The sequence below is a fragment of the Eubacterium maltosivorans genome, assembly GCF_002441855.2.
GTDB classification, from domain to species: domain Bacteria; phylum Bacillota; class Clostridia; order Eubacteriales; family Eubacteriaceae; genus Eubacterium; species Eubacterium maltosivorans.
Genome location: NZ_CP029487.1, coordinates 3457056 through 3476742, shown reverse-complemented (window position 1 = coordinate 3476742; position 19687 = coordinate 3457056). Strand labels below are relative to the sequence as shown.

The following is a 19687-nucleotide window of genomic DNA, read 5'->3' as shown; positions in this document are numbered from 1 at the left end:
ATGGCCGAGAGCGTCTTTGAGGCCGTCAAACAGTCTGTCGCCGTCCGGGAAGCGGCGCAGATGTATGGGATCGAGGTCAACCGGAGCGGCATGGCCTGTTGCCCGTTCCACGATGACAAAAATCCCAGCATGAAGCTGAACGAGGAATACTTCTACTGCTTCGGCTGCGGAGCCACCGGTGATGTAATCGACTTCACAGCGAGGCTCTACAATCTGTCCCCCAAAGAGGCCGCCGAGAAGCTGGCCCAAGATTTTGGCCTGGCTTATGACAGTCAGGCCCCTCCCCGGAGGCGCTATGTCCGGCGGAAATCCGAGGCCCAGAAATTCAAGGAGGACCGGGACCATGCCTTTCGTGTCCTGGCCGACTACTTTCATTTGCTCCGCAAGTGGGAAACGGACTACACACCCAAAACACCGGAGGAAAATCCACATCCCCGATTCATGGAGGCAATCCAGAAAAAAGACTATGTGGGCTATCTGCTGGATTTTTTCCTGGAGGATACCCCTGATGAACAAAGACTGTGGATTGCCGAACATCAATCAGAAATCGCCAATTTGGAAAGGAGAGTGAAAATCATGGCTGATAAGCCCACCAACCGGGAGCGGTTGCAGGAAATCACGGCGGGTATTGAACAGGGTATCAAGGAGCTGTTCGAGAGTGAAAAATATATGCGCTACCTGTCCGTCATGTCCAAGTTCCATCGCTACTCCGTCAACAACACCATGCTCATCTATATGCAGCGCCCGGACGCCACCCTGGTGGCCGGGTTCAACAAGTGGAAAAACCAATTTGAGCGCCATGTGAAAAAGGGCGAGCATGGTATCACCATCATCGCCCCCACGCCCTACAAAAAGAAAATCGAGGAAATGAAGCGTGACCCGGATACCCATGCACCCATCCTGGACGCGGATGGCAAGGCCGTCATGGAGGAAAAGGAAATCGAAATCCCCATGTTCCGCCCGGTCAAGGTGTTCGATGTGAGCCAGACGGACGGCAAGCCTCTGCCGGAACTGGCCTCCAGCCTGTCCGGGACGGTGCCACATTATGAGGCGTTCATGGAAGCTCTGCGCCGCTCTGCCCCGGTCCCCATCGAGTTTGAGCCGATGGCTGGCAACATGGACGGCTACTTTTCCTCCGAGCAGCAGCGGATCGCCATCCGGGAAGGCATGAGCGAGGTGCAGACTGTTTCCGCCGCTGTCCATGAGACCGCACACAGCAAGCTCCACGACCCGAAAAAATATGAAATCGAGCAGTCCTGGAAAGTTGTCATGGATAGCGGTGGAGGCACAGTAAGAGATTTTCAATCTGGATTTGCAACTGAGGTCGAGGCAGAACAGTTTGCTACCGAAATGGGCTGGCGCTTTGTGGACGAGAATCGGTTTGAGTGGCGGCTGGAGGTGCAGGAAGATCTGACGGCGGTGAAACAAGCCGCTAAGAACCGCAACACCGAGGAAGTGGAGGCCGAGAGCATTTCCTATGCGGTCTGCCAGTATTTCGGCATCCAGACCGGTGAAAACAGCTTTGGCTACATCGCTTCCTGGTCCAAGGACAAGGAGCTGAAGGAGCTGCGGGCCAGCCTGGAGACCATCAACAAGACTTCCTGTGAGCTGATTAACGACATCGAGCGCAACTACAAGGAAATCTGCAAGGAGCGCGGCATTGACCTGACTGCCGCCCCGGAGCCGGAGCAGACATGCCCGCAGGCTGCGGAAGAAGTATCTCAGCCCAGCGCCGAGTACCAGGAGGCCCTGCTGGTGTTGGATGATGCCACATATCTTCATGTTCAGCCCTGCGATACCGGCTGGGACTACACGCTCTACGATGTGGCAACTATGAAGCAGATGGACGGCGGCCAGCTGGATGGACCGGACATGGGCCGTTCCGCAGCGGTCAGCCACATCTGCAAGGACCTGGGGCTGGGTGACAAATCCATCAAGTATGCGCCGCTGTCCATGATCGAGACTTTGTATGAACAGGCCAGCCAGCAGACCGCAGAAGCCGCAGCCGCCCTGCTACCGGATGCTCAGGAACAGGCGCTGGACGAATATCCCATGCCGGACCCGGTTCTGACCCAGGACGATCTGGAGAAATGCGGCTGCCTGGACAGCGATCTTTTGCCCCTCTCCAAAGAGAGAGCCTATGAGCTGATGGAGCGTGACCTGACCGTTTACATTATCCAGGAGGGCGAAAATCCGGTGATGGCCTTTGACACCGCTGACCTGGATGCCCATGACGGTATCTTTGCCATGCCCCGCGAGGAATGGGAGGAAAGCCCGGAGTTTGATAAGCTGGTCAAGGACCGCATGGCCCACCAGGAGGAACGGGAGCAGGCGTTTCTCTCCCACAAGGGGGACTGCTTCGCTATTTATCAGGTGAAGCACACCGACGAGCTGCGGGACATCCGCTATGAGGGCCTGGAATGGCTCCAGTCCATCGGGCAGACGGTGCAGCGGGACAACTATGAGTTGGTCTACACCGCTCCGCTGCTGCCCTCCGATCTGAAAGGCGATACCGCCGAACAGCTCTTTTACCGCTTCAACAATGAACATCCCGCCGATTACCGCCATCCGTCCATGAGCGTAAGCGACATCGTTGCCATTAAGCGGGATGGCAAGGTATCCTGTCATTACTGCGACAGCTTCGGCTTTGAGCAGGTTCCCGGATTCCTGCCGGACAATCCGCTGAAAAATGCGGAAATGGTCGTGGAGGATGACTACGGTATGATCGACGGCATCATCAACAACGGACCCAAGGAGCCGACAGTGGCCCAGCTGGAACAGCAGGCCCGCAGCGGCCAGCCGATTTCTTTCATGGATTTGGCTGCCGCCGCCCACCGGGAGGAACGGGAAAAGAAAAAGTCCGTCATGGAGCAGCTGAAAAGCCAGCCCAAGGCGGAACACAAAAAGACAGCGCCCAAAAAGAGCGCGGAAAGGGAGATTTGATATGGGAAACTTCACTTTTGAGGAAACGAACCTGCTTTGTATCTACAACACCGGCAGCCGCACCGGGCTGATCGAAGCCCTGACGGAGATGTGCGGTGAGCTTTCGCCGGAGGAAGCCGAGCTGCGGGAGCTGACGGACAGCGCCCTCTCCAAGCTCCGGGCTATGAGCGACGCCGAGTTTGCCGAGCTGGAGCTGTACCCGGATTTCGACGAGTAAAAACCACACCAAGACCCAGCGGGGCGGCCTGATGTGCCGCCCCATTTCTATTTAACATGAAGGGAGGACAGAAAACCATGCCATCCAAAGCTGAATTTTACCGGCAGATGGCCGAACAGGTATCGACCCGGCTTGTGGGCAGCTGGAAAGAATGGACAGCCTTTCTTACCACCGCCGCCCGCCTCTACAAATATCCGTTCCATGAGCAGATGATGATTTACGCCCAGCGCCCGGACGCCACCGCCTGCGCCGAGTACGATCTGTGGAACGAAAAAATGGGGCGGTATGTACGGCGCGGCTCCAAGGGGATCGCTCTGGTGGACGATTCCGGCGACAGGCCCCGCCTGCGCTATGTGTTCGATATTTCCGACACCGGGACCCGCGAACATTCCCGCACCCCCTGGCTGTGGCAGCTGGAGGAACAGCACATCGGGCCTGTGTCGGCCATGCTGGAGCGCAACTACGGTGTTGCTGGTGACAATCTTGCCCAGCAGCTCACCGATGTGGCCGGAAAACTGGCGAGTGAGTATTGGGACGAGCATCAACAGGACTTCCGTTATATCGTTGACGGTTCGTTCCTGGAGGAGTACGATGAACTCAACATCGAAGTCCAATTTAAGTCCGCCGCCACCGTCAGCATCGCCTACGCCCTGATGTCCCGCTGTGGGCTGGATACAGACCAGTATTTCCAGCATGAGGACTTCATGCCGATTTTCGATTTCAATACCCCGGCCACGGTTGGGGCGTTGGGAGCGGCGGTCAGCCAGATCAACCAGCAGGTGCTGCGGCAGATCGGTGTCACCGTCCAACATTATGAGCGTGAGCAACTCGCGGAAAGGAGCGTTACACATGGAGAACAACCTGACTTACACGAGGAACGGCGATTACCTGATTCCCGACCTGAGCCTGAGCGAACAGCCGGAGAAGCCCCTAGGCAAGTACGGCAGGATGCGGAAAGCGTACCTGAAGGAACACCGGCCCCTGATCTACAACCAGCTGCTGCTGACCGAGAAGCTGTACCCGCACCTGCTGGAGATCGACGAGACGGCGAACAGCCGTCTGGAGCAGATGATGCCCCAGTTGGCGGAGTCGGCGGGCGCGACGGAGGAGCTGAAAGCCCGCGATCCGATGCGCTGGGTGGGCCTGATGAACACCTGCAAGGCCCAGGCGGAGGAGATTTTGCTGGCGGAGCTTATCAACAGCTAACCCTAAACCTGTTCCTCTCCGAAGCTGAACAAATCCAAAGAATAGATGAAGCAGAGAATGTGAAAACATCCTCTGCTTTTTCTTTTGCCCAAGAACAGCCGCAGCCTGACCCGGCTGTGTGGGAATACAACGGCGTCAAGGAGCGACACCCGGATGATATGGTCCTGTATCAGATGGGCGATTTCTTCGAGATTTATGGCGAGGACGCCAAAGAAGCCGCGCCGGAGCTGGGATTGCAACTGGTCTCCCGTGCTATCCCTGTCGGTGGCCGTGTGGAAATGTGCGGGTTCCCGGCAAACCGGCTGGAGCAGTACCTGGAACAGCTCCGGGCCAAGCATGATGTGACGGTCTCCGCCACCCTGGAGGGCAGCACCCAGCGCCGGGAGTATTCCGTTCTTTCTATCGACCATGAGGCCGAACAGGACATCAGCGCCCATGAAGCGGAGTATGGTGCTGACGGGTTCCGGGCGTTCCGGGACGAAGAAGCCATCCAAGCCGCCACCCTCCGGGAGCTGCATGAGCAATACAAGCCCATCGTGCTGGAGGCTGTTACCCAGGACATCAGATACCGGAACGCCTGCGGTCACAGTGACTACGAGAACGCCGTGATCGAGGGCAACGCCGCTATTCGCCGTGCTGTCCTGGGGTCCGGTAATATGGGGCTGCTTCGCCTCTATTCTGACACCCCGGAGTTCCGGCAGCGCCTTCATCGGGAAGTCATAGACGAGACCTATCCCAAGCTCCATGAGCTGCTGCGCCCTCTCTCGGACAATGACATCGACAAGGCTATCCAGGACTGGAATGGCAAAATCGAGAGCAAACACGCCGTTGTCCGCTACATGAAAGACCATGCGCGAGAAAGAGACACCGCAGCATGGCTGGCCCATGAGTTTGACGGCGGCGATGGTAAAACCCCGTTTGCGATCCGCCCGGAAAGCCCCGAAGGAACGGCACTGCCCTGGCCCAAGGTGCAGCGCCGGATTGCCCAGCTCATCAAGGAGGATCGCTTCTACACCCAGGTCGAACAGGATAATCTGGACGATGTGGACCCCATCGCCATCCGGGAGGCCCTGGCCCAGCGCGGCATTGTGGACGGCCATGTGGTGGACCCGGAAAAGCTGGACAACGACCCCTTTATTCAGCAGGTCATGCGGGATGTGGAGGCCATATCCAGGGAGACCACTCAAGCCGACCAGCCGGAACAGCCTTCTTCCGGCGATTCGCGTGTTCCTGTGTCAGACGAAGAATATGCTGCGGCCCGTGGCACGGTCCGGGAACGGACTTCTTATGATCCAACAGTCCCTCCATACAATGTGGGGGATATTGTCTATCTGGATGACCTCGCCCACCGGATCACGGAGCTGCGGGATGACACGGTGCAGCTGCTGCCCACCGGCATGAGCTATCCCATCTACCGGGCTGAGAGCCGGGAACGGTTTGAGCAGCTTTTGCGGGAGGATAACCGCAATGACTTCTATACCGAGTTCCTGCCTGCAAATCTGGATACGGTGGACCAGGACCTGCGGGATGTGCTTGCCCATGGCCTGATTGGTGAAGCGGACAAGGCGGAGCTTTCCGAGCTTCTTCGCAACGGCAAGAGCAACCAGGAGGTGGCCCTGTGGCTGAGCCGGGCCTATCCCAACATCGTGGAAACGATGGAGCTGGAGACCGGCGAGACCGCCGATTACCGCACGATGCCGGAAGGTGTTGAACTGGAAGTGCTGGATGCAGATGAAAAGCGTCTGGCCATGCTGTTCTTCCAGTGGAGCGAGGTTGCGCCTTTGCTGCGCGGGATGTATGCCCGTCAGCTGGACGGTTTTGGGCAGGAACGCCCCGAACCGGCTGCCGAAGCTCCGACCTTCCAATCCGAGACTGTGGCTGTCTATCCGGGCCACAAGAACCATCTGCCCTATGATGTGGTTGTTCAGACCCTGAGAACCAATGAGCCGGAGCCTCCTACACCTGTCACCGAGCCGGAGAAAACCCCGGATGAAGTGCTGGACGAACACCCCGTTTCCATTCAGGTAAACGGCGAGTGGCAGACCTTCCCCAATGTCAAAGCTGCCGAGAAAGCCTCTTATGAGGAATACAAGGCCAATCTGCGCCGCACCGCCGAGAATTTCCGTATCACTGACGATCACCTGGGCGAAGGCGGCCCCAAGGCCAAGTTCCAGGCCAATGTCGAGGCAATCAAGCTGCTGAAATACCTGGAGGAAACCACTGGGCAGGCAACGCCGGAACAGCAGAAAATCCTTTCCCGGTATGTGGGTTGGGGCGGCCTTGCCGATGCCTTTGACCCCGACAAGGAAAGCTGGAGCAAGGAATATGCCCAGCTGAAGGAGCTGCTGACCCCAGAGGAATATGCCGCTGCCAGAGGTTCTACCCTCAACGCCCACTACACCAGCCCTACGGTCATCAAAGCGATTTACGAGGCTGTGGGCCGTATGGGATTTGAGACCGGCAACATCCTGGAGCCGTCCTGTGGTGTGGGCAATTTCTTCGGTATGCTGCCGGAGGAAATGCGAAACAGCCGTCTTTACGGCGTGGAGCTGGATTCCATCAGCGGGCGTATTGCCCGGCAGCTCTATCCCAAGGCCGACATCACCGTGGCCGGTTTTGAAACCACCGACAGGCGGGACTTCTATGACCTTGCCATCGGCAATGTACCTTTCGGCCAGTATCAGGTTCGGGACAAAGCCTACGACAAGCTGAATTTCAGCATTCACAACTACTTTTTTGCCAAGGCGTTGGACCAGGTGCGTCCTGGTGGCGTGGTGGCCTTTGTCACCAGCCGCTATACGATGGACGCCAAAGATTCCACCGTGCGCCGGTATCTTGCCCAGCGCGCCGAGCTGCTGGGGGCTATCCGTCTGCCCAACAATGCGTTCAAGGCCAATGCCGGGACCGAGGTTGTATCGGACATCATCTTCCTCCAAAAGCGAGATCGCCCGCTGGACATTGTACCGGAGTGGACGCAGACCGGGCAGACCGAGGACGGCTTTTCCATCAACCGCTATTTCCTGGACCACCCGGAAATGGTGCTGGGCCGACAGGAACCAGAAAGCACCGCTCACGGCATGGACTACACCGTGAACCCCATTGAGGGGCTGGAGCTGGCCGATCAGCTGCACGATGCTGTGAAGTACATTCGCGGCACCTACCAGGAGGCCGAGCTGCCGGAGCTGGGCGAAGGCGAAGCCATCGACACCTCTATCCCCGCTGACCCCAATGTGAAGAACTACTCCTATACCGTGGTGGACGGAGCTGTGTATTTCCGGGAGAACAGCCGCATGGTGCGCCCCGATCTCAACGCCACCGCCGAGGCCCGCATTAAAGGCATGGTGAGGCTGCGGGATTGTGTCCAGGAACTGATCGACCTGCAAATGGACGCAGCTACACCGGACAGCGACATTCGTGAGAAACAGGTGGAGCTGAACCAGCTCTATGACGATTTTTCCGCCAAGTACGGCCTTATCAATGACCGGGGGAACCGGCTGGCCTTTGCTGATGATTCCAGCTACTATCTGCTCTGCGCGCTGGAAGTCATTGACGAGAATGGCCAACTGAAGCACAAAGCAGATATGTTCACAAAGCGGACCATCAAGCCCCATGAGGCGGTGACTTCCGTGGACACCGCAAGCGAAGCTCTGGCCGTATCCATCGCGGAAAAGGCCCGTGTGGACATGGAGTATATGGAACAGCTCACCGGCAAGACCAGTGACGAGCTGGCCGCCGAGCTGCAAGGCGTGATCTTCCGTCTGCCTGGGCCTGTGCCGGAGGGAGAACGGCCCACCTATGTGACCGCCGACGAATACCTTTCCGGCAATGTTCGGCGCAAGCTCCGTCAGGCACAGCGAGCCGCACAGCAGGACCCGGCCTTTGCCATCAATGTGGAGGCCCTGACCGCCGCCCAGCCCAAAGACCTGGACGCTTCGGAGATCGAGGTGCGCCTGGGCGCTACCTGGATTGACAAGAAGTACATCCAGCAGTTCATGTATGAGACTTTCAACACCCCGAACTACCTTCAACGCGCCATCCAGGTCAACTATACCTCCTATACCGCCGAGTGGCAGATCACGGGCAAAAGCTCTGTCTCCGAAAACAATGTGGCGGCCTACACCACTTACGGAACCAGCCGTGCCAACGCCTACAAGATTCTGGAGGACAGCCTGAACCTGCGGGATGTCCGCATTTACGACACCGTGGAGGACGCAGACGGCAAGGAACGCCGGGTGCTGAACGCCAAGGAGACCACTCTGGCCGCCCAAAAGCAGCAGGCTATCCGGGACGCTTTCCGTGATTGGATTTGGAGGGACCCGGAGCGCCGCCAGACCCTGGTGCGCCAGTACAACGAGGAAATGAACTCCACCCGGCCCCGTGAATACGACGGGTCCCACATCACCTTTGGCGGCATGAACCCGTCCATTACCCTGCGGGATCACCAGCTGGGTGCTATTGCTCATGTGCTGTATGGCGGCAATACGCTATTGGCACACGAGGTAGGCGCTGGCAAAACTTTTGAGATGGTGGCCGCTGCGATGGAATCCAAGCGCCTGGGGCTATGCCAGAAGTCCCTCTTTGTGGTGCCGAACCACCTGACAGAACAGTGGGCATCGGAGTTTCTGCGGCTTTATCCCTCTGCAAAAATCCTGGTCACGACCCGCAAGGATTTTGAGACCCACAACCGCAAAAAATTCTGTGCCAGAATTGCCACCGGAGACTACGATGCCGTTATCATCGGACATTCGCAGTTTGAAAAAATCCCCATCAGCCGGGAGCGCCAGGAACGGCTCCTCTACGAGCAGATCGACGAGATCACCGAGGGTATTGCCGAGGTGCAGGCCAGCGGCGGTGAGCGTTTCACGGTCAAACAGCTGGAACGGACCCGCAAATCCCTAGAGGCCAGACTGGAAAAGCTCCAGGCCGAGAGCCGCAAGGACGATGTGGTGACTTTTGAGCAGCTTGGCGTGGACAGGTTATTTGTCGATGAAGCTCATAACTACAAAAATTTGTTCCTTTACACAAAAATGAGGAATGTGGCGGGCCTCTCCACCAGCGATGCCCAAAAGTCCAGCGATATGTTCGCCAAGTGTCGCTACATGGACGAGATCACCGGCAGCCGAGGGGTTATCTTTGCCACCGGCACCCCGGTCAGCAACTCCATGACTGAACTTTACACCATGCAAAGATACCTCCAATATGACCGCTTGCAGGAACTGAGTATGACCCACTTTGACTGCTGGGCGTCGCGCTTTGGTGAAACGACGACGGCGCTGGAGCTGGCACCGGAAGGCACCGGCTACCGGGCGCGCACCCGCTTCTCCAAGTTTTTCAATCTCCCGGAGCTGATGAACCTGTTCAAAGAGGTGGCGGACATTAAAACCGCCGATCAGCTTCATCTGCCCACCCCGGAGGTAGAATACCACAACATCGTGGCCCAGCCCACCGAGCAGCAGCAGGAAATGGTGAAGGCGCTATCCGAGCGTGCTTCCCTGGTACACAGCAGCACGGTGGACCCCTCCCAGGACAATATGCTCAAGATCACCAGCGATGGCCGCAAGCTGGGGCTGGACCAGCGCATTATCAATCAGGCGCTGCCGGACGAACCTGGCACCAAGGTCAACCAATGTGTCGCAAACATCATGCAGATCTGGCGGGACGGCGAGGCTGACAAGCTGACCCAGCTGGTGTTCTGCGATATTTCCACGCCCCAGGCGGCCCCTTCCAAAAAGGCAGCCAAGGCGCTGGACAACCCCACGCTCCATGCGCTGGAACAGGCTGTGCCGCTGGAAGAGCCGGAGCCGGTCTTTACCATCTACGAGGACATCCGGCAAAAGCTCATCGCCCAGGGGATGCCCGCCGATCAGATCGCCTTTATCCATGAGGCCAACACCGAAGTGAGGAAAAAGGAGCTGTTCGCTAAGGTCCGCACCGGCCAGGTGCGCGTCTTGCTGGGCAGCACCGCCAAGATGGGCGCTGGCACCAATGTGCAGGACCGGCTTGTGGCGCTCCATGACCTGGACTGCCCGTGGCGGCCGGGAGACCTTGCACAGCGCAAGGGCCGTATCGAGCGCCAGGGCAACCAAAATCCCCTGGTCCATGTGTACCGCTATGTGACTGAGGGAACCTTTGACGCCTATTTGTGGCAGACGGTGGAGAACAAACAGAAATTCATCAGCCAGATTATGACTTCCAAATCGCCGGTGAGAAGCTGCGACGATGTGGACGAAACGGCATTATCCTTTGCCGAGATCAAGGCCCTGTGCGCCGGAGACCCCCGTATCAAGGAGCGCATGGACCTGGATGTGGAGGTCTCCAAGCTGAAGCTGATGAAAGCTGACCACCAGAGCAAGCAGTATCGTCTGGAGGACCAGCTGCTGAAATACTTCCCGGAGGAAATTGAAAAGCACAAGGGCTTTATCCAGGGGTTTGAGGCAGACCTGGAGACCCTGGCCGCCCATCCTCACCCGGAGGATGGCTTTGCCGGTATGGAAATCCGGGGCGATGTGCTGACCGACAAAGAAAACGCCGGTGCAGCTCTGCTGGACGCCTGTAAGGAGGTCAAAGGCTCGGAGCCTGTGCAGATCGGCAGCTACCGGGGCTTCACTATGTCCGTGGAGTTTTCAGCCTGGAAACAGGAATATACGCTCCTGCTGAAAGGCCAGATGACCCACCGGGCAAGCCTCGGCACAGACCCACGCGGCAACCTGACCCGCATTGACAATGCGCTCTCTCAAATGCCCCAGCGCCTGGAGGCGACCAAGGCCCAACTGGACAATCTGTACCAGCAGCAGGCCGCCGCCAAGGAGGAAGTGGGCAAGCCTTTCTCTTATGAGGATGATCTGCGGGTAAAGTCCGCCCGTCTGGTGGAGCTGGACACGCTTCTGAATCTGGACGGCAAGGGCCGCTCTCAGCCGGAGTCCGTGATTGCCAAGAGCGCACGGCCCTCGGTGCTGGACAGCTTGAAGCGTCCGGTGCCGCCCCGCAGCCCCGAAAAGAAACCGAAACAGCATGAGGAGGTGCGATAACATGAATACCAACGATCTGAATACGGCCCTCTATGAGAAGATGGCCGCTGAACAGGACAAATACCGGGACTGGCTGAAAATCCAGCCCCCGGCAGAGGTCCTGAACCACGCCTACGAATACACCGTCCGGGAGGACATCGTGATGGCGATGGAGGAACTGGAGCTGACCGCTGCCCAGGCCCAGGCGCTGCTGGATTCGCCCACGCCGCTGGCCGATGTGTACCGTTACTTTGAGAAGTTGGAGACCGGCTACATGGATGTGGTCCGGGACAGCATTGAGAACCGGGCCGATGATGCTTGCAAGGCCCAGGCGGAGCTGCGGAAAGCCGCCATTTATCCTCACTCCGCTGCCTATGCGAAAGAGCATGGAGAGCTGGAGCAGTACCGGGCCTCCAACAACGCCAATCTTCAATGCAAGGAGGCCATTGAAGCGGCGGTGCGGGAACACTTCGACGGGATGTATCTCAGTCACGATGCCGCCAAGGGCGTGATCGAGACCTACGGCATGGACCGGGTCATGCTGGTCCTTGCCAACACCGTCCAGCTCCAGGACTGGGATGGGCGCTACTCGCCCCGCAACAAGGAATGGGCAAAGACCATCCCCAACTACAACTCCGATACCGTCCGGTGTGGGTATGCCCTGAACAGCCACCCCGCTGTTTTGAACGGGTTTATTGATCTGGTGCGCGAGGAACATCTACGCCGCCAGCCCTTGACGGTAGAGGACATCCAGGCAGAGGCAGAACGGATTTTGCGGGAGCTGCGCGCACCGGATATGCCGAACAGCCCCCACGGGACCCATTACATGGCTCGCATTTCCCCGGAGTTTCTGAATCGTGCCGGGAGCAAAGACCATGACCGGCTGATGAATCTCCTGCCGTTTCGCAGTCTTTCGTTTACCGGTATGAAGGGACTTCCTGGAACCTATGCCACCATCCTGGCCAACGAGGACCGCTCCAAGGAGCTGCGCCAGCCCCGGCCTTCTGTCCGGGAGCATTTGAAGCAGGAACCGAAACAGGCAGCCCCCAAAGCTCCGGGCCATAAGAAACGGGAGCCGGAACGGTGAGTACCCCAAAGCGCAAACGGGAGGTCCAGGTGAATTTTCGGGTCTCCCCGGAGGAGCTGGCGCTGATCGAGCAGAAAATGTCCCAACTTGGGACGAAGAACCGAGAAGCCTATCTGCGGAAGATGGCCCTGGACGGTTATGTGGTGCAGCTGGACTTGCCGGAGCTGAAGGAGCTGGTGTCTCTGCTGCGCCGGAGCAGCAACAACCTGAACCAGCTCACCCGCCGAGTGCATGAGACCGGGCGTGTCTACGACGCTGACCTGGAAGATATAGCCCAGCGGCAGGAGCAGCTATGGGAGGGCGTGAAGAAAATCCTGACCCAGCTCTCCAATCTATCGTGACAGGGGTATATATCCCATCTGTGGAGGGAGGAACGGCGTTCTTTTCGCCGCGCCTCCCTCTGCTTTTTCTTTTTGTCTGTATCCTTGCCTTTTGACGGGGCTTGCCGGATAATAAAGGCAGATAGCAAAGTGTTCTCACATCTCACAAAGGAGTTGAGATACCAATGTTGACCTTTGAAAAGGTTTTAGAGATTTTCGAGGACTATCTGGCGCAGGATATGGAGCTGGAAGTCTACAAGAGCCGGTACGGATATGTCTGTGTGTCCTTCAACGGCTCGCCCCCGGACCCGCCCTATTGCGAGGGTGATGTGTGCCGGACCCCGGAGGAACTATTTGACCATCTGCTGGTCGAGTACGAATCCTTTGCCTCCATTCAGCTGACAAAGGGACGCCGGGAAGAAAACGAGGCCGACGAGGAACAGGTCCGCCGTCTGTGCCAGAAGTATTTGGATCGTCGAGAGGAGGCCATGAAATGACCGCATTGAAGCTGATTTTGAAGATTGTGATTGCGCCGGTGATCCTGCTGCTCACCCTGGCCATCTGGATTTGCGTGGGGCTGGTCTATGTGTCCGGCTTGGTGCTGGGGCTGCTCAGTACGGTGATTGCCCTGCTGGGCGTGGCCGTCCTGATGACATACTCCCCGCAGAACGGCCTTATTCTGTTGGTAATCGCGTTTCTCATAAGCCCCTTTGGGCTGCCGAAATTGGCCTTTTGGCTGCTTGGCAAGGTGCAGGATTTGAAGTTTGCAATACAGGATTTGGTCTACGGATAATATTGGAGAGAAAAGTGCAGCCAGCCGGTTTGAACCCGGCTGGCTGTTTTACTGCTCTGGATGCTTTAGAGCTGCCTTTATCATTGCAAGTGCAAGCTCTTGTTTTGACAGTGGCGCATCTTTCCATAGCATTTCAATTTCATGGATTTTACTGATCTCATTTTCGCTCAATTCATCCTGCAACAGATAGTCAGGAGAAATGTGGAGCGCCTTGCAAATGTCGATGAATACCGGCAGGCTGGGCATCTTGGCTCCACCTTCAATTTGCCGCAGATAAGTGGCATTGATGTTACATAATTCCGATAATTTGTCGGCTGTCAGGCCACGAGACTTCCGCACCTCGTTGATGCGCTTTCCCAATTTGCTTTGTTCCATAGTCCACACCCGTCTATTAGCTGTTAGCGATTATTTTATGTACTCTAAGACTACATTATGATTGCGGGTTATAATAGCGTCTGTTAGACTATGTTTTATAAGCTGTCAGCTTTGCTTTTGATTGAAGCTCAGAACAATAGCTTTAGAAAGTGAGGACAAGGTATGATTGTAACCTTTTGTGGCCATGCACAGATCTCGCAGAGTGAGAAAATAGAGAAATGGTTATACGCTGTTACGCAAAAACTGATTGAACAAGGAGCGACTACCTTTTACCTGGGCGGCTATGGAGCCTTTGACTTCTTGGCGGCGTCTGTTCTGAGAGCGCAGAAAAAACGGTATCCGCAGATTGAGCTGATCCTTGTTCTGGCATATCTAAACACCGGGAGGAACACTTCCGGTTACGACAGCACCGTGTATCCGCCGTTGGAAACTACGCCACGCCGTTTTGCGATTTCTCACAGAAATCGCTGGATGGTAGAGGCCAGTGATGTGGTAGTAGCGTATGTTCTCCATGATTGGGGTGGAGCCGCCACAACACTGCGGTGCGCCAAACAGAAAAAGAAACAAATTATTTCTTACCGTGACGAGATAGGCAGTTGAGGCTGCCTATTTTTTGAAGGGAGGCAACCTTTATGGCAACCACACGCATCATGCCGCTGCATATCGGCAAGGGCCGGACCGAGAGCCGTGCCATCAGCGAGATTATCGACTATGTGGCCAATCCGCAAAAAACTGACCACGGCAGGCTCATCACTGGCTATGAGTGCGACAGCCGTGTAGCCGACGCCGAGTTCATGCTGGCCAAGCGCCAGTATATCGCCGCCACCGGACGGGTCCGGGGTGCGGATGATGTAATCGCCTACCATGTACGCCAGTCCTTCTGCCCTGGGGAGATCACCCCGGAGGAGGCCAACCGGCTGGGCGTAGAATTTGCCAAACGGTTCACCAAGGGCAAACACGCCTTTACCGTTTGTACCCACATTGACAAGGCCCATGTCCATAATCATATCATTTGGAGTTCGGTCAACCTGGACTGTGACCGGAAGTTCCGCAACTTTTGGGGCAGTACAAAAGCCGTCCGTCGATTGAGCGACACCATCTGCATTGAGAACGGACTGTCCATTGTCGAAAACCCAAAGCCCCACGGCAAAAGTTACGACCAATGGCTGGGCGATCAGGCGAAGCCCTCCCATCGGGAATTGCTCCGTGCTGCCATTGACAACGCCCTGGCACAAAAGCCTGCTGACCTGGACGAGCTGCTGAAGCTGCTCCGGGAATCCGGCTGTGAAGTGTCCAGGCGCGGGAAATCCTACCGTTTGAAGCTCCCCGGCTGGAGCAAAGTGGCCCGGCTGGACAGCCTGGGCAAAGGCTACACCCTGGAGGACCTGCTGGCTGTCCTTGCCGGTCAAAAGGAGCATACGCCCCGCCAGAAATCAGTCAAGCAAGCAGATCCGCCGAAGGTTAATCTGCTGGTTGACATCCAGGCAAAGCTCCAGGCCGGAAAAGGTGCCGGGTATGTGCGGTGGGCCAAGGTTTTTAACTTGAAACAGATGGCGCAGACCGTGAATTATCTCACCGAGCATAACCTGCTGGAGTATGCTGTGCTGGAGGAAAAGGCTGTGGCAGCCACGGCCCACCACAATGAGCTATCCGCAAAAATCAAGGCAGCGGAGAAACGCATGGCGGAGATCGCCGTCCTGCGGACCCATATCATCAACTATGCCAAGACCCGCGACACCTATGTGGCCTACCGGAAGACCGGTTACTCCAAGAAATTCCGAGAGGAACATGAGGAAGAAATCCTGCTCCATCAGGCGGCCAAAAATGCCTTTGACGATATGGGGGTCAAGAAGCTGCCCAAGGTCAAGGAGCTGCAAGCCGAGTATGCCCGGCTCCTAGAGGAAAAGAAAAAGACCTATGCCGAGTACCGGCGCTCCCGTGAGGAAATGCGGGAGCTGCTGGCGGCAAAGGCCAATGTGGATCGGCTCTTAAAAATGGAGGCGGAACACGATGCCAAAAAAGAAAAAGACCACGACCAGCGGTGAACTGGTCATGGTCAAAAGCGTCCATCGGACGCGCAGCCGCAGAATAAAATTCTGCGTTCATGGGGGCTTGGGGGATTCCCTCAACAAGCAGCGCCTGAAGCCGAATGGCTATCCAGGGGCATTGCTTGCCACCTTTGCTGGGGTAACTTATCATCTATGGCTGCCTTTCTATTTGACATATATGTCTACTTATGGTATATTGAAATAAATATTAGAGGTGAGGTGAAAAGATGATTAACTTTTCTTGCAAATAAATTGGAATATACAGTGATGCTGTGTTTTACAGTGTCATTGTGCCCATTGCAAGAAAGTTAAAAGTCTATTCACTCGATATATTGTAGTTGTATCATTCTCGACAAGGAATGGTACTATTATGCTATGACGAGCTGCAAGAATTGACTTTCTTGCAGCTCTTATTTTATGTTCTTTATCCCCGGAATAAAGGAGGAATGCGATATGTCGATGATCCGAGTCGAGAACCTTACCTTTGCCTATCCATCCAGCTATGATAACATTTTTGAAAACGTCAATTTTCAAATTGATACAGATTGGAAACTTGGGTTTGTTGGAAGAAACGGTAGAGGGAAAACAACTTTTCTAAATCTCCTGCTTGGAAAGTACGAATACCACGGAAAAATACAAGCCTCTGTGCAATTTGATTACTTTCCATATCCTGTGAACAACAAAAACAGATTAACTACGGACATTCTCTCGGAAGTCTGCCCGCTGGCGGAAGAGTGGGAGCTGTTGAGAGAACTATCCTATCTGGAAGTCCGTGATGATGTACTTTGGAGGCCATTTTTTACGCTTTCCAATGGAGAGCAGACCAAGGTGCTGCTTGCCGCTCTATTTCTGAATGATGGACACTTTTTACTGATTGATGAACCGACAAACCATTTGGATATGAAAGCCAGAGAAACCGTTTCAGCATACCTGAAACGGAAAAAGGGATTTATCTTAGTCTCTCATGATCGCTGTTTTTTAGATGGCTGTGTTGACCATATCCTGTCGATCAATCGGTCAAACATCGAAGTGCAAAGCGGAAATTTTTCTACTTGGTTTACCAACTTCCAGCGTCAACAAGAATTTGAACTCGCTCAAAATGTGAAGCTGAAAAAAAGCATTGATAATATGCAAAAGGCAGCTAAAAGAACTTCTGTCTGGTCAGACCGAATTGAAGCGTCAAAATATGGGAACGGCCCGGTTGACCGAGGGTATATTGGTCACAAATCTGCTAAAATGATGAAACGCTCAAAGGCTATCGAAGTGCGGCAGCAACGTGCAATCGAGGAAAAGTCCGGCCTTCTCAAAAATTTGGAAACCGTAGAAGATTTGAAAATCGCTCCGCTTCTCTATTTTTCAGATACCTTAGTGACTTTCTCTGATGTTGTACCGATTTTTGACGGCAAAAATGTCTGCCAGCCAATCTCGTTTACAGTAAAACAGGGAGAACGCATTGCCCTTGATGGCAAAAATGGTTCTGGCAAAACGAGCCTTCTAAAGCTACTGGTCGGGCAACAAATAGAACACCGTGGGACAGTTGCAATAGGTTCTGGCATGATATTGTCCTATGTACCCCAAGATACTTCTATGCTGAACGGTTCGTTATCAGAGTTTGCGGAAGCCAATCGTATCGATGAAAGTTTGTTTAAGGCAATCTTACGGAAAATGGATTTTTCACGAATACAGTTTGAAAAGAAAATGCAAGATTTTTCGGCGGGACAAAAGAAAAAAGTGTTGATAGCAAAAAGCCTTTGTGAACAAGCGCATCTGTATGTGTGGGATGAACCTCTTAACTATATTGACATCTATTCCCGAATGCAAATTGAAAATCTGATTAGAGAATTTTCTCCTACCATGATTTTTGTAGAACATGATCTTGCTTTCAGAAATGCGATTGCAACCCAAAACATACGCTTGACGGTCGGATAACAAAAGAGGGAAAGCCGAAAAATGGTCTTCTTCATGGCAGGTATGATATTCTGCTTTAGTTTTACAATTTTTTATGTTTCCCCCCAATAAAATAGAAGGCTCTGTCACAACAAATGGTTGATTTTGACGAGAAATAGCGTATAATAATAGTAAGAAACAGTACCACCGAAGGAGGTAATTGGATATGCCTACTATCAAAGACGCATTAGATATTATCGGTAAGTTGACTGTCGCAGAGCAGGAAAGCCTTAAAACAATGCTTTTAAGTCCTGCCTTTGTAAAGTCTTTGAATATTGAAGATTTCGTAGCAAAGGAACGCTTTGCAAATGGTCGTGTATGCCCTCTTTGTGGCTGTATCCATGTGGTTCGCAATGGTCATCGTAAAGATGGCACACAGCGATATGTATGTAAGGATTGTGGCAAGTCCTTCGTGATTGCTACGAACTCCATTGTGTCTGGTACAAGAAAAGACTTGTCCGTGTGGGAGCAGTACATTGATTGTATGATGAATGGCTTATCCATTCGTAAGACTGCTGTTGCTTGTGGGATTCACAGAAACACCGCATTCCTTTGGAGACACAAGATTTTGGATGCACTTCAGAATATGGCAGACGATGTTACCCTTGACGGCATTATTGAGGCTGACGAAACTTTTTTCGCCATCTCGTACAAGGGCAATCATAGCAAGAGTAAGACATTTGCTATGCCACGCAAGGCTCATAAGCGTGGTCATTCTACACATATCAGAGGCTTGTCCCAAGAAAAGGTATGTGTTCCTTGTGCGGTTAATAGGAATGGCTTGTCTATCTCCAAGATTACGAATACTGGTAGAGTTTCTACAAGAGATTTACATCATATTTATGATGGTAGGATTAAGACCAATTCCACTCTTGTTACGGACAAGATGAACTCCTATGTGAGATTTACAAATGCCAATGGCATTGACCTTGTGCAGTTAAAGACTGGCAAAGCCAAGAAAGGCATTTATAATATCCAACATATCAATAGCTACCATAGCCAGCTAAAGAGGTTTATGCGTGGCTTTAACGGTGTTTCTACCAAGTATCTGAACAACTATCTTGTGTGGAATAACCTTGTAAATTACGCCAAAGAAAGCGACATGGAGAAAAGGAACATCTTCTTAACTTTCGTTTTGGCAACATTGAAAACTGCTAAATGCAGAGATTTATCAAACAGACCAGCAGTTCCTCTGGTCGCCTAATTAGAATTTGTGGAGATGATAAGATGGTCAATATAACAGATGTAAAACAGATTCTTCAATTTGCAATAGATGCGGAGATTAAAGTCTTTCTTGATGGTGGCTGGGGTGTAGATGCTCTTCTTGGATATCAGTCAAGAGCCCATAATGATATTGACATTTTTGTAGAAAAGAACGATTATCAGAACTTTATAGAAATAATGAAAGCTAATGGCTTTTATGAGATTAAGATGGAATATACAACATTGAACCATACTGTATGGGAAGATTTGAAAAACAGAATTATTGATTTGCATTGTTTTGAATATACGGACGAAGGTGAAATTCTTTATGATGGGGATTGTTTTCCGGTAGAAACTTTTTCGGGTAAAGGAAGAATTGAGGAAATAGAGGTTTCCTGTATTGAACCATATAGTCAAGTAATGTTCCATCTGGGATACGAGTTTGATGAAAATGATGCACATGATGTGAAGTTATTGTGTGAGACACTTCATATCGAAATTCCAAATGAGTATAGATAACTGCAAATAACAGTTTGTAGGG

At 53.8% G+C, this 19687-nt stretch carries 15 protein-coding genes and 2 pseudogenes; 15 read left to right on the top strand and 2 right to left on the bottom strand.

Going from position 1 to position 19687, the window contains the following annotated elements; genetic code table 11:
* Positions 1-2943, top strand: a complete 2943-nt coding sequence (locus tag CPZ25_RS16030) for a YodL domain-containing protein (protein ID WP_096920761.1) — start codon at positions 1-3, stop codon at positions 2941-2943.
* A 1-nt stretch (position 2944) separates the two neighbouring features.
* On the top strand, positions 2945-3160 hold the full coding sequence (locus tag CPZ25_RS16025) for a transposon-transfer assisting family protein (RefSeq protein WP_096920747.1): 216 nt from the start codon (positions 2945-2947) through the stop codon (positions 3158-3160).
* 47 nt (positions 3161-3207) lie between these two features.
* On the opposite strand, the gene CPZ25_RS21105 is transcribed toward CPZ25_RS16025, so the two are convergent.
* A complete protein-coding gene (locus tag CPZ25_RS21105) occupies positions 3208-3702 on the bottom strand; it encodes a hypothetical protein (RefSeq protein WP_341473483.1) in 495 nt (164 codons plus the stop codon).
* Positions 3703-4009: 307 nt separating this feature from the next.
* On the opposite strand from CPZ25_RS21105, the gene CPZ25_RS20870 reads away from it, so the two are divergent.
* The 7 genes and pseudogenes from CPZ25_RS20870 (at position 4010) to CPZ25_RS16000 (ending at position 13573) form a co-directional block, all read left to right on the top strand.
* Positions 4010-4366: a TnpV protein gene (locus CPZ25_RS20870; RefSeq protein WP_243129386.1), complete on the top strand. Its 357-nt coding sequence runs from the start codon at positions 4010-4012 to the stop codon at positions 4364-4366.
* Positions 4367-4524: 158 nt separating this feature from the next.
* A pseudogene (locus CPZ25_RS21220) lies at positions 4525-4659 on the top strand (MutS N-terminal domain-containing protein); the annotation flags it as partial.
* 363 nt (positions 4660-5022) lie between these two features.
* The gene (locus tag CPZ25_RS16020) at positions 5023-11394 is read left to right on the top strand and encodes an SNF2-related protein (RefSeq protein WP_479723752.1); all 6372 of its coding nucleotides are present in this window, start codon (positions 5023-5025) and stop codon (positions 11392-11394) included.
* Between the two features lies 1 nt (position 11395).
* A pseudogene (locus CPZ25_RS16015) lies at positions 11396-12097 on the top strand (DUF3849 domain-containing protein); the annotation flags it as partial.
* Between the two features lie 359 nt (positions 12098-12456).
* A complete protein-coding gene (locus CPZ25_RS16010) occupies positions 12457-12801 on the top strand; it encodes a plasmid mobilization protein (RefSeq protein ID WP_006574194.1) in 345 nt (114 codons plus the stop codon).
* A 164-nt stretch (positions 12802-12965) separates the two neighbouring features.
* The gene (locus CPZ25_RS16005) at positions 12966-13277 is read left to right on the top strand and encodes a hypothetical protein (protein ID WP_044946414.1); all 312 of its coding nucleotides are present in this window, start codon (positions 12966-12968) and stop codon (positions 13275-13277) included.
* Positions 13274-13573: a CD1845 family protein gene (locus CPZ25_RS16000; protein WP_096920744.1), complete on the top strand. Its 300-nt coding sequence runs from the start codon at positions 13274-13276 to the stop codon at positions 13571-13573. The genes CPZ25_RS16005 and CPZ25_RS16000 overlap by 4 nt, the downstream gene beginning before the upstream one ends.
* A 48-nt stretch (positions 13574-13621) precedes the next feature.
* On the opposite strand, the gene CPZ25_RS15995 is transcribed toward CPZ25_RS16000, so the two are convergent.
* Positions 13622-13948 carry a helix-turn-helix domain-containing protein gene (locus CPZ25_RS15995; protein WP_096920743.1) on the bottom strand — a complete coding sequence of 109 codons (327 nt, stop codon included), beginning with the start codon at positions 13946-13948 and terminating at the stop codon, positions 13622-13624.
* Between the two features lie 162 nt (positions 13949-14110).
* Here CPZ25_RS15995 and CPZ25_RS15990 point away from each other — a divergent pair, with 162 nt between their 5' ends.
* The 6 genes from CPZ25_RS15990 (at position 14111) to lnu(C) (ending at position 19665) form a co-directional block, all read left to right on the top strand.
* Entirely contained in the window at positions 14111-14548 is a 438-nt protein-coding gene (locus CPZ25_RS15990) for a hypothetical protein (protein WP_096920742.1), read from the top strand.
* Positions 14549-14580: 32 nt separating this feature from the next.
* The gene (locus CPZ25_RS15985) at positions 14581-15993 is read left to right on the top strand and encodes a relaxase/mobilization nuclease domain-containing protein (protein WP_096920741.1); all 1413 of its coding nucleotides are present in this window, start codon (positions 14581-14583) and stop codon (positions 15991-15993) included.
* Complete coding sequence (locus tag CPZ25_RS15980; protein ID WP_096920740.1) at positions 15959-16201, top strand: hypothetical protein; 243 nt, start codon at positions 15959-15961, stop codon at positions 16199-16201. The genes CPZ25_RS15985 and CPZ25_RS15980 overlap by 35 nt, the downstream gene beginning before the upstream one ends.
* A 248-nt stretch (positions 16202-16449) precedes the next feature.
* A complete protein-coding gene (gene abc-f, locus CPZ25_RS15975; protein ID WP_096920739.1) occupies positions 16450-17925 on the top strand; it encodes a ribosomal protection-like ABC-F family protein in 1476 nt (491 codons plus the stop codon).
* A 184-nt stretch (positions 17926-18109) separates the two neighbouring features.
* The gene (locus tag CPZ25_RS15970; protein ID WP_002837184.1) at positions 18110-19147 is read left to right on the top strand and encodes an IS1595-like element ISSag10 family transposase; all 1038 of its coding nucleotides are present in this window, start codon (positions 18110-18112) and stop codon (positions 19145-19147) included.
* A gap of 23 nt (positions 19148-19170) precedes the next feature.
* A complete protein-coding gene (gene lnu(C), locus CPZ25_RS15965; protein ID WP_019543803.1) occupies positions 19171-19665 on the top strand; it encodes a lincosamide nucleotidyltransferase Lnu(C) in 495 nt (164 codons plus the stop codon).
* Positions 19666-19687: the final 22 nt, after the last annotated feature.